This is a genomic window from Pseudoalteromonas rubra, from assembly GCF_005887115.1.
Lineage (GTDB): Bacteria > Pseudomonadota > Gammaproteobacteria > Enterobacterales > Alteromonadaceae > Pseudoalteromonas > Pseudoalteromonas rubra_F.
The window spans coordinates 59,721-74,687 of record NZ_PNCJ01000043.1; the positions used below are offsets into that span (position 1 = coordinate 59,721).

Sequence of the window (14,967 nt, forward strand, 5' to 3'; positions counted from 1 at the left end):
CTGCGCGTATAAGCCATGGTTCAAAGGGAAACTCTTTCAACAAGTGTCATTCCCATCATGGTTTCATCGGTGCATAGCAAACGCAGTAGGCTCATCGTTCCGTATAAGCCTGCTGCTATCATTTTTCTCCTTACCTTGTTGTATGTACTACTTTTCAATATCAGTCAGTTACGCTCTCTTTTTGCACTGGACTATAACCTTGGCTGGATTTCACTACTCGATAGCTGAACGACCTGGTTAACCTCTGGGTGAGTGAGGCATATCTTTGTCAAAGCCAGATTTCGGCAAACCAGATTCGATTTTTTATTTGGCGCTTAATCGCTTGATATCTCCCTCAACAGATTCCATTTTGGCGATCAGTAAGGTGCCATCGGCGGCAATATCGTAGTGCCAGAGCAGGTTTTGTGTTTTCAGTAGCTCAGGCTCTGCGGCACCATCCAGCGCAAGTCGCCAGATATGATCCGTTTTTGACCAGGCGCTTTGCCAGTACAAGTAACCATCTTTGAGTCTGGGGTTGGTTATCTGGTGGTATGCCCTGGGTTCAAGAGAAGTGAGTCTGGTTTCCTCCATGCGCGTAGCGGTTAATCCGATGCTGCGATAAAGTGCGGCGTCTTTGAAGATGAGCCAACTTTGAGCCCGATGGTCATACATCAACATATCTGATGCCAGTTCAAAGCGGCGCTGTAATTGACCTGCTTTGTCATAAAGCAAAACGTCATGACCGTCTGTTACCCACAGCGTATCTGCATCTATCCAACCAAAATGGCGAAGTGAGCGCGATAGAGCAGGAGTGAAGGTGTGCACTACAGCTAAGCGGTCTAGTAGTATCAAACGTGCCTCCCGGTTAGCCAGAATATGGGCATTATCCGGGCTCCAGGTGACAAAGTTGACGTAATCACTGCCTTTGTGATGGGTCAGCTGAACCACTTTGTCATTGCTGTGCAGGTATATTTCGCACGCGCCGGTACGGCGTGACATAAATGCCGTTTCACCCAGGCTGTTGGTGACTGGCAGATAATCATGGCTGGAACTGGAAAAAATAGGCAGGTCGTCTTTGTCGCGAATATTCACCTGCCAGCTTTCGGCGGCACTGAAAATATAACCCTGTTTGTCAACACTGAGACTGCTAAAGATCCCCTGCGGTGTCGAGATGACCTGATATTGATGTCCATCACGCGTTGTGGCGATTAGGTTATGGTGCTTGCTGCCGTCGTTGGTGATCATGCTGTGTTGTTTCGGGTCATAGGCAATCAGCCAGACGGGATAGTTCCAACGCAGCTGCGCTTTGCCATCCAGCGTGATTAAGCGTGAATGCTGAAAAGCATTTTTCACCAGGTAATAGATTTGATCGTCCCAGCCGCGCAATGTGGTGATGAGCTTATCGCCTTCATCGAGCTTGAGGGGAATAGGAATATATTTATTACTATCAGTATGATACAGATAGGCCTGCATGCCCGTTTTGTTCAATACAGAGACAACAAGCTGATTGTCTGACTGCCAGCTTGGCGCCTGAATACGATAACAAGGCAGGCCGTGAGGGCGGTTCAGCTGCTGACCTTGCGCGTTCACAATCAATAGTTCACAGCGATCGCCCTGATAACGCCAAACTGCCAGCCAGTCTTTTTCCGGGTGCCAGGATGGTTTGGCAACACGGCTGTCAAATTGTAAACGCTGTATCGGGTTGCCCTGCTTGTCGGTAATTACCAGCGTTTTGAAATCGTCGATATAGGCCAGAAGCGATTTACTGGCGTGGGCGGCAACGTCAAATTCCAACCCCAACTCATAGGTGATATCTGCTACCTCATATTGCGGGGCCGTGATGGGGGGTGGTGCAGAAGAAAAGTAGGCGATTGCACTGAAGCAGGCCGTGACGACAGGGAGCGCCATCATAAATGCACGTTTTTTAGCGGTAATGGGCTGTTTTGTAACAGCGTCGTTTTGTAAAGCCGAGGCGATGCGCCCGTTAAATTGTGATACCTGTTTTTGCGAGGAGGCCTGCAGGACTGTCACTGGTGCGATAAACACATAGCCCCGTTTGGGCACGGTCTTAATAAAGCTAGGGTTTTTGGCACTGTCATTGAGTACCCGACGCAGCTTGGTAAGCAGCTGGTACAGGCTGTTAGACTCGACTATGGTGTCTGGCCACAGTGCTGTGTTTAATGCGTCCCGAGACAGGACCTTATCAGGAGACGTTACAAAGAGTTCAAGGAGCCTGGCCACCTGTGGCTCTAGCTTGATAGCAACATGGCTTTCGGGAGCGCGCAACTCATCCTGGCTGGCATCAAACTGCCAGGATAGAAAATGGTATTGCTGAGCGCCAGTCGATATCGCCATGATGGTTGTTTCCTTAGTTATTGTTGTAGCCTGTTACCGCTGCAATGCGGTGCCTGCGCCTGGAGCCGAGTCTGGATCGTTTGGCCAAATGACTGATTCAGAGACGACTTATCACGTGCCACGCATTCTGTCTGCTGAAACTAACCTAGTTCAGAACAAAGTCAATAATCTTCAGGGGTTGATCACCTTTATTCAGGAAAATTTCAGCTTTTTAAAGGCCCATTTCTGCTGCAATGAACGCAATCAGTCATATCGGAAGCAGTCATATGAAACAGCACTATTTAACTTTGTGTATCACAGCGGTATTGGGCAGCCAGTCACTCTGGGCAAGCGAAATTCACAATACAGAGGTAAACCTCGACGGTCGTCTGGATGAACAACAATGGCAATCAGCTCATCAGTTTAAGCAATTTTATCAGGTGGTTCCGGCGACACTGACAACACATTCAGACAAGCTCCATGCAAAAGCATTCAGCAACGCAGCGGGGGTTTATATTGGTATTGTTAACTTTCAGGACAGAGCAAGCAGGCAGAAGCAGTTTAATATTCAGGATGCCTTTATGCAGGCTGAATTCAACCGCATCGTGGTGGATTTCGCGGGTGATGGCAGCGGCGCGTACGAGTTTGCCGTGACTCTGGGTGGTGGCACGCAAGATGCCGTATTGACGCCACAGCTGACCAAAGACGGTGACTGGGATGGCGATTGGCAGTTTGCAACGTTTGAGGCGGATGATTACTGGTCTACAGAAGTCTTTATCCCGTGGCATACCGTATCTTTTTACAACCCGGCTCAAGGCACGGAAAGTGCGCTTGGTGATATTGGTGTGTCAATACAGCTTTATGACCTGGGGAAAAATTATATCTATTCAAATCAAAAACAAACAACCAGCAATAGCGATTTTTATCTGGGTATGCCAAAGCTCAAATCGGCCATTCCAAACCATAGCCAACTGAGTTTTGTGCCGTATTTTAGTCATCAGCAGCATTTTGCCGAGCAGGCCAAGAATAGTAGTCAAAGCGATGTAGGTTTTGATCTGTTTTATAAACCTAGTCATCACCAGAAACTGTCGGTGGCGGTTAATCCGGACTTCGGCCAGGTCGATAGTGACGAAGTCGACATTAACTACAGTGCGGTTGAAACACTGCGCAGCGACAAGCGGCCTTTCTTCACTCAGGATATTGCAGTGTTTAGCGTACAGGCTTTGCAAGATACCAAACTGATCCATACACGGCGTATTGGGGCTGGCAGCGACGATGGGCGGGAATTTATCACCCCTATCGATTTGGCGACCCGTTTTGTTCATCAGGGAGAAACCATGCAGGTCGGTGCCTTTGCAGTAAAAGAGGATGACCTGGACAGTAACGCCGGAAAACGCTTTTATGCGGCCCGCGCCAAGTATCGGCAAAAGTACTGGCAAACAGGTGTGCTGGCCACACATACAGAACGGCCATGGCTGGACCGTCAAGCCACGACGATGGCCTGGGATAGTCAGTATCAAAGTGCCACCTGGTCATTTCAGGGCGCTTTGCTCGCCAGCGAGGTCGAGCAGCAGCAAAAGCAAACTGGTAATGGGGCATCATTGCAATTGGGGTATCAGTTTTCTCCCAATACAAATCTGGAAGGGCGATATCTTAAGCTTAATAAAAGTTTTGATAACAGTGATTTAGGATATGCACAGCGCAATAATTGGCAGTATAGTGAAGCCAAATTCAGTCATGCGATTAACACCCAAAGCGATTGGTTAGCGCGTATCAAGCACTCTTTGACACTCAGTTATGAGGCCGATAGCCAGGGTCTGAAACTGCCGGCCCGGCAGGCCTATCTGAGCCAGTGGCTGCTGGCAAGTGGTGGTCAGATTGATCTGCATCTGGACAGGGTCAGTGGCGGCTGGCAGGACAACCTGGGTCGTCAGAGCCAGGCCTTTGAAGTACCCGGTAACTGGGAAACTCGGATAATGTATGTGAGTCCTTACATTGGCAAATTCTCATGGGCCGCAAGTTTTGAGTACGATCAGGAGGGGTTTGATGGACGGGCTCAGCAATATGCGATTGATATGACCTGGTTACCACACCCAAACTGGACTTTAAAATTCAACAATTTTTATCGCACCGGAGATGGCTGGCTGGTGGCAAGTGACACAGATCAGGTCACTCAATATCAGCGTGATTTCTTCGTAAATAAGATTCAGGTTAGCGGATTGATAACCGATAAACTGGAATTTTCTTCAACGCTTGAATGGGCCGTACTGGAAGCCCGCAGTGACGATGTGTACTCCATACAGGCGCATAACAGACATCGCCTGAACAATGTGGATACCAGCTTTGAAGATCGTCGCTTGTCCAGCCAGTTTAAGTTGCGCTATCGGATGGGGGCACTGTCTGATGTGTTTTTGGTATATCGGCGTGGCGGGGCTGTGGGAGAAAGCTTACCAGGTAATCAGATTGGAGCTGAACCCTGGCTTGAGCGCGCGAAACAACTTTGGCAATCACCTTCGCAGGACTCAGTGCTGCTGAAGGTCAGGTATAAGTTTTAACGGCGTTGCCGCAGCAATTCGGCATCTGTGTGAATATTTCTCAATTCACACTCTTCGGACAACACAGCATACTCAGACTTTTGAGTTTAGGGACAAAGAAAGCTATGCAAAGAAAACATGCTGTTGTACTGGGCACTGCGTTGAGCTTAGTTGTTTCGTGCGCATCCCAGCAGTCGGATACTGAGTTGTATCAGTCTCAGGATTGGGTCACGGACGGGGTGTTTACTCAAGGGGTAGAAGGCCCGGCCGTAAATCGAGATGGTGAACTGTTTGCGGTCAACTTCGCCCGGCAGGGCACCATTGGCCAGGTGAGCGGTAAAGGTAAGGCGGGTTTATATCTGAGTTTGCCACAAGGTAGCACGGGGAACGGGATCCGGTTTGATGCACAGGACACCATGTATATTGCTGATTATACCGGCCACAATGTGTTGAAAGTGACGCCTGATAAAACGATTTCTGTGCTGGCTCATAACCCCCAAATGCATCAGCCCAATGATTTGGCTATCAGTGACAAAGGCATACTGTATGCCAGTGATCCGGATTGGCAAAACAACAAAGGGCAACTTTGGCGCATTTTACCAGATGGTCAAACTCAGTTATTGCGCACAAATATGGGCACCACGAATGGCATTGAGGTGAGCCCCGACAATCGCACTTTGTATGTAAACGAGAGTGTGCAGCGCCGTATCTGGGCGTTTGAGCTTGATGAACAGGGGATGATAGGTGACCCTGAGCTGTTTTATGAGTTTAACGATCATGGCCTGGATGGTATGCGTTGTGACGAGAATGGCAATCTGTACGTTGCCCGCTACGGGGCCGGGGAAGTGGTGATATTGTCTCCAAAGGGCCAGTTACTGAGAAAAGTGGTATTAAAAGGCCAATATCCGACGAACATTGCATTTGGTGGTAAGCAGGGCAAGCAGGTGTTTGTGACCATGCAAAAGCGAGGCGCCATCGAAACCTTCACCTCAGAATATGCAGGGCGTTCGTTTAACCGACATACTTTGTAACCACACACGGATACTTTGTATTGAGGTGTTTTGTTAATATCGGAACGGTTAAATATCAAGGACCTGTATGATAGAAATAAAACACCTCAAAAAAGTGTATTTGCATGACCCTGTTTTTTCGAACTATTGTGCCGTGCTAAGTGAGCAGAAGCTCTGTATCGAAGCGCCAAACGGACTGGGTAAAAGCACGCTGTTCAGGATCATTGCCGGGCTGGATGATGCGTTTCATGGTGATGTACTGTTTGACGGCAAGCAACACCCGGTCATGCAGCAAATCGTAGCCCTGGCCAGTGACTCCATAGCCTTTCCTGATTTCCTGACGGCCAGACAGTTACTGCAATTGACAGCTAAAAGCTGGGCAAGCCCCTGGCCTGAGCTTATGATCCGGCAAATGGAGTTTGAAGCATTTTTGGATACCCGTTACGGAGCGCTGTCGTCCGGTAATCAGAAAAAGTGCCAACTAATCAATGCAATGATGCGAAATACGCCGTATCTGGTGCTGGATGAACCGAGCGCTGCATTAGATCATGCCAGCGTTGATGTGTTGTTAAGCTGGCTTATTCATCACCCTGCACAAGTGATCATTAGTTGCCATGAGCCTCAGCCCTTTATTGATATTGGCTTTGTAACTCAGCCTCTGTTTGAGTGAGGTGCTGATGTTACATTATTACCAGTATCGCTACCGTGCGTTTCGTGTTGCGCTGGCCGCGTTGTTGCGCCAGCTTCAGCAGTTCTCACTCATGTTCGTGACCTTATTCTTCATTTTCATTCCTCAGCTGATCATTGGGGTGTTTTTTGGTCTGGGTAAGCTGGTGTCGTTCGACTCTCACGAAGTTGCGATGAAAGTGGCATTTGGTTTCCTGTTACTGCAAAGTCTGCTGCTACAGGCGATTAAGCCCGCCATTACTGATGCCAGACACAGGGCTTATCACCTTACCCTGTTGCGAAGCCGATTTCATCAGATTACGGCTGACTGGCTGTTGTTATTGGTATGCCATGTACTATTTGCGGCAGCTTTGCTCCTCGGTGTGAGCATGGGCACAGCGACACTCTGGCAGGCTCCGCAGTTACCAGGGTTTATGCTGGCACAGTGGCTGTTTGCGCTGGCATTGCTGTACCGTCCGCAAACATTGCTTTCATCATTGCTTGTCGCTTTCGTCGCTGTCTGGCTGGCACCGGATATTCAGACATATCTTGCTGTGAGTGTGCTTTGGCTCGCTCTGGATTGGGTCAGGCCTAGGCTGAAACTAGCGGCACCTCAACCTCAGCTTAGTTCTGTCAGCTTTTGGTACTATGTCATCAAAGAGTACCCCTGGATGGTGTTGTGGCGAGCAGGCGCATCATTTCTGGCTCTGTGGGCGGGCGTCATCATGGCTAATGAGCGGCCCGATCTGCTGCATTACTATACTTTGATGATACTTCTGGTGAACCAGTTGTGGTGGTCCAGCTTGTATTTGGATACCAGTAAACAAGTTATGGGGCGCAGAGGGTTTTGGCGGAGTCTGGGCCTTGACGGTCAAATTGAGTTTAGCCAAAACGCTTTGATCTACGGATTATGCCTGATCAGCTGGCTTGCGGGGGTTGTGCTGCTAAACGGCGAGTTGTTTACCGTGTCGGTAATCGCTACTTGTCCGCTCCTTACATGGACTCTAAAGCACTATCCGCAGCGTTTTGCTGTTGTCTGGGGCAGTGTCAGCGTGACGCTGATGATGATTAAAGTGTTGTTTTTGTAGGGCAGGGAAACAAAAAAGGCCAGCATGGCTGGCCTTTACATTCGAGACAAGTTACGCGGCGTTCGCGTCTTTTGCAACCACTCTGGCTTTACCAGCCAGCAGGTCGGCCGGATCAAAGTCATCAACATTGATAACGGCCAGTCGCTTCTGTTCAACGGCAGCCAGCTTGTTGGCTTCGTCGTTATTTAGTGCACCACATTCGCGGCCCATTTCGGCCACTTTATCCAATCGCATAAATGGTAGCTTTTCACCTTTGGCACGACACACTTTGTCAAACAGAGGCTCCACTTCAAGGATGTCTTTCAGGGTTTGCTCTTGTTTACCAATCAGGTTAAGCGGCTCATCACGCAGGTAGATGTGTGAGGCAAGGCGGTCACGGGCTGCGCTTGGTGTTTGCAGCAGTTGCGCCAGTTTGTGTTCCATTTGGTCTGTTGGCTTGCGCACAGGACGACCAAATGGGAACAATACGAGCTTGAGCAAGCCACGTAGCGCCATTGACGGCATGTTGTTGATAAGATCTGCCAATGCACGTTGACACAGGTACAGGTGTTCCTGACAGGCCCACTGAACATAAGGTAAATCTTCTTTACGACGACCCTCATCGTTGTAACGTTTCAGTGTTGCTGAAACCAGATACAGATAACTCAGCAAGTCACCAAGGCGCGCAGAAATACGCTCTTTACGTTTCAAAGAGCCACCAAATACGGCCATACAGATGTCAGACATCAGCGCCAGTGACGCACTAAAGCGCGCTGCGGCACGGTAGTAGTCTGCTGTTTCATCGTTAAATGGTACTTTGCTGAAGCGACCACCAGTCAGAGCCAGCCATTTGGTGCGAACCAGATTAGAAATGGTAAAGCCAATATGGCCCATTAGTGCCTGGTCAAAGCTGTTTAGCGCCTCTTCTTTGTCTTTAATGGTACAGGCGTTTAGTTCAGCCAGAACAAAAGGATGACAGCGAATTGCACCCTGACCGTAGATGATCATATTACGAGTCAGAATGTTTGCACCTTCTACCGTGATAGCAATTGGGGCACCCTGATAACCGCGGCCCAAGTAGTTATTTGGACCCAGACAGATGCCTTTACCGCCGTGAATATCCATTGCATGTTTGGTTGAATCACGCATTTGCTCTGTCAGGTGATATTTCAAAATCGCAGAGATAACAGACGGCTTTTCACCTAAGTCAACGGCGCCCGTCGACATGCTTACTGCTGCGTCACTGCTATAGGCGTAACCACCCAGTTTAGCCAGTGCTTCTTCAATGCCTTCCATCTTACCGATAGGCAGTTTGAACTGACGGCGGATACGGCTATATGCACCACTGGCAAGCGCCAGAGATTTAATACCACCAGTTGAGTTAGACGGTAGCGTGATTACGCGGCCCACTGACAGACATTCCACCAGCATACGCCAGCCCTGGCCTGCCATTTTCGCACCACCAATGATGAAATCAAGTGGTACAAAAACATCTTCACCCTTAGTTGGACCATTCTGGAAAGGCACATTCAGCGGGAAGTGGCGACGGCCGATTTCAACACCTGGGGTGTTGGTTGGAATAAGGGCACAGGTAATACCAATTTCTTTTTTATCACCCAGCAGGCCATCCGGATCGCGCATTTTGAATGCCAGACCTAGTACAGTGGCAACGGGGGCTAGGGTGATGTAACGCTTATTCCAGGTTAGGCGAATACCTAAGGTTTCTTTACCTTCCCACTCACCTTTACAGACGATACCGAAATCAGGGATCGATGAGGCATCAGAACCCGCTTCCGGCGAGGTCAGTGCGAAACAGGGGATCTCATCGCCTTTTGCCAGACGAGGCAGGTAATGATCTTTTTGCTCCTGAGTACCATAGTGTTGAAGCAGCTCGCCCGGACCTAGTGAATTAGGTACACCTACAATAGATGAAAGCAGAGTCGATTTACTGGTTAGCTTTTGCAACACACAAGATTGTGCATAGGCCGAAAACTCCAGACCACCGTATTGCTTTTTGATGATCATGGCAAAGAACTTGTTGTCTTTCAGGTATTGCCATACATCCTGCGGTAAATCAGTCAGCTCGTGAGTGGCTTCCCAGTCATCCAGCATTGCACAGACTTCTTCAACCGGGCCATCCATAAATGCTTGTTCTTCAGCTGTAAGACGTGGTGCCTGATACTGGTGAAGCTTATTCCAGTTAGGGTTACCACAGAACAGGTCTGCTTCCCACCAAGTGGTACCGGCATCAATAGCAGACTTTTCGGTTTCAGACATGCTAGGCGTGACTTTTTTGAACGCCTTAAACAACGGCGCCACGATATATTGTTGACGCACATTTGTCATTGATAGAGGAACTGCGATGGCCAAGAAAATAAGCCAGGCAAATGCGCCAAAGGCGCCGGCGAAGGTGCCGATCAGCAGCGTCGCCGCAGCAACACCTAAGCAGGTGTTCCAGCTCGCACGGTGATAGCAGGCAGCGCTAACCAATGCGATTAAAGCGAGTGTAAATAAAAGTGTCATGTTGTTATTCCTTGTAAGAGGTCTGACCACATTGGCTAGGCTAGCTTGTTGGACCAGTGATTTCAAGCCTAAAAAGCATCTTATCTTCATTTTAGTTGCTATTTAGTTACCTCGCGAGTTGGTCATATTGGTGTTGTTTTTATGTAATGAGTTTGTAATTTTAAAGATTGCTCCTATAGTTGAAGAGATCATTCTAGGAGGGAATTGTCATGCAATATGGAACATTGTGTGTCGCATCTGCGACGTTTTTCGCTATGCTGCTTTCAGCACATCTTTATCAACCTGCTGTATTTCTTAATCTTGCCAGTTGCGTCTTGTGTGCCATCTACGGGTATCAGGGGGCCAGTATCATTGCCATGTTTTTAGCCTGGTGCAATGTTCAGGCGTTCTTGGTTAGCCCATGGATAAATCTAACCGAACAACCAAGTATTAAAGCACTCGTACTGTTTTTGCTTTGCCTGATGTTCGCGGCTATTAGTATTGGGGTTAGTAAACGTTAGCCTGTTGTCTGAGCCTTGGCTGCGGTACAATAAAGGGTCCGTGTATCGTTTGGGAAGTATAAATGAAGATCCTTGCAGATCAGAATATGCCCCTGGTGGAAGAGTTTTTCTCTGATCTGGGGGAGGTAAGTCGCTTTGATGGTCGCACCTTAGCGCCGCATCAGTTGGCTGATGTTGACGTGTTGCTTACGCGCTCCGTCACTCAGGTTGATCATACACTCTTGGCTGAGGCATCGAAGCTAAAGTTTGTTGGCACCGCAACAATTGGCGTTGACCATATTGACAGGTCGTTACTGGCCGAGCGCGACATTGGTTTTGCCAGCGCGCCTGGTTGCAATGCTGTGGCCGTCGCTGAATATGTGATCAGTGCTTTGTATGCCTATGCGCAGCACAAGGCGATTAATCTGCAAGGTAAAAAACTGGGTATCGTCGGGGTTGGCAACATAGGTCAATGCTTACACGATAAACTAGCAGCAAGTGGTATAGAGTTGCTCTTGTGTGACCCGCTACGTTATGAAGCGGGGACTTTAGCACAGCACATACCACTTGATGAGCTATTAGCGCAAGCTGATATGGTTTCTTTCCATGTGCCTTTGATTAAAACCGGTGTTCATCAGACCCGACATATGCTCGATGCTGAACGCATAGCGATGCTTAAGCCCGATATGTTGGTAATCAATGCAAGCCGGGGAGATGTGATCGATAATCAGGCTTTGTTAGAAGCGCTTGAGAACGGGCAGGCAATCGATTTAGTGTTAGATGTATGGGAAAATGAACCCAATATTTTGATGCCTTTGTTAGACCATACATTGTTTGCCTCGGTGCATATTGCTGGCCACACACTTGAGGGGAAAGCCCGCGGAACGCAAATGTTGTATCAGGCCTTGTGTGACCAACTGGGTATTTCGGCCACAAAGTCGCTTGAGTCGTTCTTGCCGATCCCGGCTCTGACATCCTGCTTTGCAGAGCATACGCTTAGCGAACTGGAACTCGGCAGGCTTGTCCATCTAGTCTATGATATTCGCCGGGATGATGGCCTGATGCGAAATAATATCAACAGTCAGGGGTTTGATATGTTACGCAAAAATTACCCACCGCGTAGAGAGTTCAATACCTTGACGGTGCAAAATGCCCCTCAGTGTGGGAAGCAGCTACAACAGCTTGGTTTTAAAGTAATTAATTCGAATGAGGAATAATATGTCGCAGAAATATGATGTGGCGGTGCTCGGTGCAACTGGGCTGGTAGGCAAGCAAATTATTGAAACTCTGGCCGAGCGAAAGTTCCCGGTTGGCAACCTGTATCCTCTGGCAAGTAGCCGCAGTGCGGGTGAAGAAATTGAGTTTAACGGTGAGACGCTCACTGTGTTGGATGTGGCAGAGTTTGATTTTAGTCAGGCCCACATAGGTTTGTTTTCAGCCGGAGGTAGCGTATCGGAACAGTATGCGCCAATAGCGGCCGAAGCGGGCTGTGTTGTCATTGATAACACATCACATTTTAGATATGACTATGATGTGCCCTTGGTTGTACCTGAGGTAAACAGCGCCAGCCTGGCTGATTTTCGCAATCGCAACATCATCGCCAACCCAAATTGCTCGACCATTCAAATGATGGTGGCATTGAAACCGATTTATGATGCCTATGGCATTGACCGCATCAATGTGTCTACTTATCAAGCTGTATCAGGTGCAGGTAAAGAGGCGGTCGAAGAGTTGGCCAAGCAAACTGCTAACCTGATGAATGCCCGACCCATGGAAAATGAGATTTTCACTAAGCAGATCGCCTTCAATGTCATTCCGCAGATTGATGCTTTTCAGGATAATGGCTATACCAAAGAAGAAATGAAAATGGTGTGGGAGACGCAAAAAATCCTCGGTGACAGTAGTGTGATGGTGAATCCGACGGCCGTTCGTGTACCTGTTTTTTATGGTCATGCCGAGGCAATCCACCTGGAAACGCGCATGCCTTACGATCTTGAACACATTAAACAGCTGCTAAATGATGCTCCGGGTATTGAGCTGATTGAAGATGAGCAGGATTATCCGACGCCGGTCAGTGACGCCAGCGGCAACGACACTGTATATGTAGGTCGACTGAGAGCTGATATCTCGCACCCGCATGGTTTGAATCTGTGGGTTGTATCTGACAATACTCGCAAAGGCGCCGCAACAAACAGTGTACAGATTGCAGAAGAACTAATCGCGCACTATCTGTAATGACAGACGGGCCTGTGAAGTAAGTACGGGCCCATATCCCTGTTCTGTTTGTCCCCATACGGCAGTATCTTGCCACTTTTCACTTCTCATCCGCCAAGTCTATGTATTTCGTCTATCCTTGAGTGTATTCAGAGGCTTAAATAAAGAATTGGTAACTCACCAAAAAGCATGATAAGAATGTTAATTTTCAATACTTTGGCGATGGATATTCACCGTTATCTGGTTTATAGTTGGCAATTGGAACAGAGCTTGCACAAGCCCTATTAAGCACAATTCAGTAGTCGCGTTGCCGTCAGGGCAGCGCAAGAATAGTATACAAAGGAACAGCATGCGCGGTTTAGCCTTTATTTGTATCTTAGCAATGGCCCTAATTGCAGCGCCCGTTCATACCCAGGACGGGACCGTTCTCAAAGGTCCTAAAGGGGTTGATCTGGGGCTTCAGGGACGCTCAGTTGGCCCGATAAAGTCAACAGATACCTTATGGCGCATCGCGCACAAAGTTCGGCCCAATGACTCCGTTTCTATCTACCAGGTAATGCAGGCTTTATATGAGAAAAATCCACAGGCTTTTCTCGACAACAATCTGAACCATATGCGCGATGGCGCTTACCTTAAAATACCAACTTTGGCTGAGATACGCCGTGTTAATGCGCAACTAGCGCGTCAAAAATCTGATCAAGACGATGAGCTATGGGAGCTCAAAAAAAATGGCAAGCTTGACCAGGCCACCATAGATGCTGCCGATAAACGGGTAACACAAGCGCGCAAAGTTGATGTCGAAGAAGCCCGTGAAGCGTTAACCAATGAGCTCAAGTCGCTCAAAATGGAGCAAGACTCACGTCTGCTCGATTTACAAACTCAGTTTAAAACCTCTGTACGGAGCGTTGAAGAGATCCTTCAGGAAAACAACGAACTCGAGAAAAAACTAAATAATATTTCCGAAGAACTGAAAAACGTTCAGGAGCAGCTAGGCAGAGATAGCGAAATTCAGCAGCAGCTTAAAGCTGTGATTGACATGCAAAATGAAATGATTGCGCAGCAGCAAATGCAAGCGCAAGCAGAAGCCGAATTTAGCATCGCTAAGCTGTTTTCCAACCCTCTGATTGTGGCCTTACTGGCAACCATTCCTGCCTTACTGATTATTGGTGCAGTTGTGATGCGTTTACGTAAGGGCAAGTCAAAACAAGCTGAAGAAGACGATGAATTTTTACCGCAGTCACCTGCACCTGCTGCGGCAGCAACGGCAACAGCCGCAGCCGCTGATCCACTCGATCTGGATATGCCACATGACAGTGGTGAAGATGCCTTAAACGAAGGTGTGCAGCTCGATGACGATATTTTACCAGATGATGAAATCGTCTTTGATAGTCTGGACGATGATGCATTTGAAGAAGGCAATGACACGCTTGAACAGGATGAACTGGACAGCTTGCTGAACGATGACATCGTGTTTGACGATGAATCGGATGTCAATGCCGAGCAGTCAGGTGCTGACGATCTTGATGAGTTTTTGCAACAAAACTTTGATGAAGCAGATGACAGTCTGGGTGATGAAATTACATTGGATGTCGACGCAGATGCAGCGTCGGGCGATAACGACATACTGAGCGCCGATGACATTGACGACCTGTTTAACGAAGTCAGCGAAGGGGCTGATGACGATACGCTGGATGTCAGTGATGACGCACTTGCCGCACTAAGCGAAGAATTGGCCGAAGAAAGTCTCGAAGAAGCTGATACCGACGAGGCAAATGCAGCGGACGAAGATTTTGATCTTGACGACATTGATAGCTTAATAGATGAAGTTGGTGAGTCGCCCCCAAAGTCCCCAGCGGCTGATGGAGCAGCGACAGACGACGGTATTCTGAGTGCTGATGACATTGATGACTTACTCGATGGCGCACTTGATGATGAGCCAGATATCGCAGAAGACGATTTTGACGTCGACGATATAGATAGCCTACTTGAACAGGCTCAGGATACTGGTGATAACGATGCCCTCCCTGAAGAATCGGATATTGATTCTGATGACATAGACAGCTTGCTGGAAGAGGCATCCAGCGAGGCCCTTGATGCAGATTTACAGGCAGAAGAGCCCGATGACATAGACAGCTTGCTGGAAGAGGCATCCAGCGAGGCC

General features: G+C 48.4%; 10 protein-coding genes. 8 read left to right on the forward strand and 2 right to left on the reverse strand.

Annotated elements, in window-relative coordinates:
* Nucleotides 1-303 precede the first annotated feature (303 nt).
* Nucleotides 304-2,334: a winged helix-turn-helix domain-containing protein gene (locus tag CWB98_RS20685; RefSeq protein WP_138546557.1), complete on the reverse strand. Its 2,031-nt coding sequence runs from the start codon at nt 2,332-2,334 to the stop codon at nt 304-306.
* Nucleotides 2,335-2,600: 266 nt separating this feature from the next.
* Between CWB98_RS20685 and CWB98_RS20690 the strand changes: the two genes are divergently transcribed.
* The 4 genes from CWB98_RS20690 (at nt 2,601) to CWB98_RS20705 (ending at nt 7,611) form a co-directional block, all read left to right on the forward strand.
* On the forward strand, nt 2,601-4,868 hold the full coding sequence (locus CWB98_RS20690; protein WP_138546558.1) for a DUF5916 domain-containing protein: 2,268 nt from the start codon (nt 2,601-2,603) through the stop codon (nt 4,866-4,868).
* A 104-nt stretch (nt 4,869-4,972) separates the two neighbouring features.
* Nucleotides 4,973-5,878, forward strand: a complete 906-nt coding sequence (locus tag CWB98_RS20695) for an SMP-30/gluconolactonase/LRE family protein (protein WP_138546559.1) — start codon at nt 4,973-4,975, stop codon at nt 5,876-5,878.
* Between the two features lie 67 nt (nt 5,879-5,945).
* Nucleotides 5,946-6,527 (forward strand): ABC transporter ATP-binding protein, encoded by a 582-nt coding sequence (locus CWB98_RS20700; protein WP_138546560.1) that lies wholly within the window; start codon nt 5,946-5,948, stop codon nt 6,525-6,527.
* Nucleotides 6,528-6,534: 7 nt separating this feature from the next.
* On the forward strand, nt 6,535-7,611 hold the full coding sequence (locus tag CWB98_RS20705) for a DUF6136 family protein (RefSeq protein ID WP_138546561.1): 1,077 nt from the start codon (nt 6,535-6,537) through the stop codon (nt 7,609-7,611).
* Between the two features lie 51 nt (nt 7,612-7,662).
* Here CWB98_RS20705 and fadE read toward each other — a convergent pair whose 3' ends face one another.
* A complete protein-coding gene (gene fadE / locus CWB98_RS20710) occupies nt 7,663-10,113 on the reverse strand; it encodes an acyl-CoA dehydrogenase FadE (protein WP_138546562.1) in 2,451 nt (816 codons plus the stop codon).
* Nucleotides 10,114-10,322: 209 nt separating this feature from the next.
* On the opposite strand from fadE, the gene CWB98_RS20715 reads away from it, so the two are divergent.
* The 4 genes from CWB98_RS20715 to CWB98_RS20730 form a co-directional block, all read left to right on the forward strand.
* Nucleotides 10,323-10,613, forward strand: coding sequence for a DUF6419 family natural product biosynthesis protein (locus CWB98_RS20715; protein WP_054016517.1), 291 nt, complete (start codon nt 10,323-10,325; stop codon nt 10,611-10,613).
* A 62-nt stretch (nt 10,614-10,675) separates the two neighbouring features.
* On the forward strand, nt 10,676-11,809 hold the full coding sequence (locus CWB98_RS20720) for a 4-phosphoerythronate dehydrogenase (RefSeq protein WP_138546563.1): 1,134 nt from the start codon (nt 10,676-10,678) through the stop codon (nt 11,807-11,809).
* Nucleotide 11,810: 1 nt separating this feature from the next.
* Nucleotides 11,811-12,827 (forward strand): aspartate-semialdehyde dehydrogenase, encoded by a 1,017-nt coding sequence (locus CWB98_RS20725; protein ID WP_138546564.1) that lies wholly within the window; start codon nt 11,811-11,813, stop codon nt 12,825-12,827.
* Nucleotides 12,828-13,155: 328 nt separating this feature from the next.
* On the forward strand, nt 13,156-14,967 hold a 1,812-nt coding region (locus CWB98_RS20730; RefSeq protein WP_283241220.1), incomplete at its 3' end, for a FimV/HubP family polar landmark protein.

What these genes read in the sequence shown, in the direction of transcription:
- CWB98_RS20685 (WP_138546557.1), bottom strand. Translation starts at nt 2,334, where the DNA reads ATGGCGATATCGACTGGCGCTCAGCAATACCATTTTCTATCCTGGCAG.
- CWB98_RS20690 (WP_138546558.1), top strand. Translation starts at nt 2,601, where the DNA reads ATGAAACAGCACTATTTAACTTTGTGTATCACAGCGGTATTGGGCAGC.
- CWB98_RS20695 (WP_138546559.1), top strand. Translation starts at nt 4,973, where the DNA reads ATGCAAAGAAAACATGCTGTTGTACTGGGCACTGCGTTGAGCTTAGTT.
- CWB98_RS20700 (WP_138546560.1), top strand. Translation starts at nt 5,946, where the DNA reads ATGATAGAAATAAAACACCTCAAAAAAGTGTATTTGCATGACCCTGTT.
- CWB98_RS20705 (WP_138546561.1), top strand. Translation starts at nt 6,535, where the DNA reads ATGTTACATTATTACCAGTATCGCTACCGTGCGTTTCGTGTTGCGCTG.
- fadE (WP_138546562.1), bottom strand. Translation starts at nt 10,113, where the DNA reads ATGACACTTTTATTTACACTCGCTTTAATCGCATTGGTTAGCGCTGCC.
- CWB98_RS20715 (WP_054016517.1), top strand. Translation starts at nt 10,323, where the DNA reads ATGCAATATGGAACATTGTGTGTCGCATCTGCGACGTTTTTCGCTATG.
- CWB98_RS20720 (WP_138546563.1), top strand. Translation starts at nt 10,676, where the DNA reads ATGAAGATCCTTGCAGATCAGAATATGCCCCTGGTGGAAGAGTTTTTC.
- CWB98_RS20725 (WP_138546564.1), top strand. Translation starts at nt 11,811, where the DNA reads ATGTCGCAGAAATATGATGTGGCGGTGCTCGGTGCAACTGGGCTGGTA.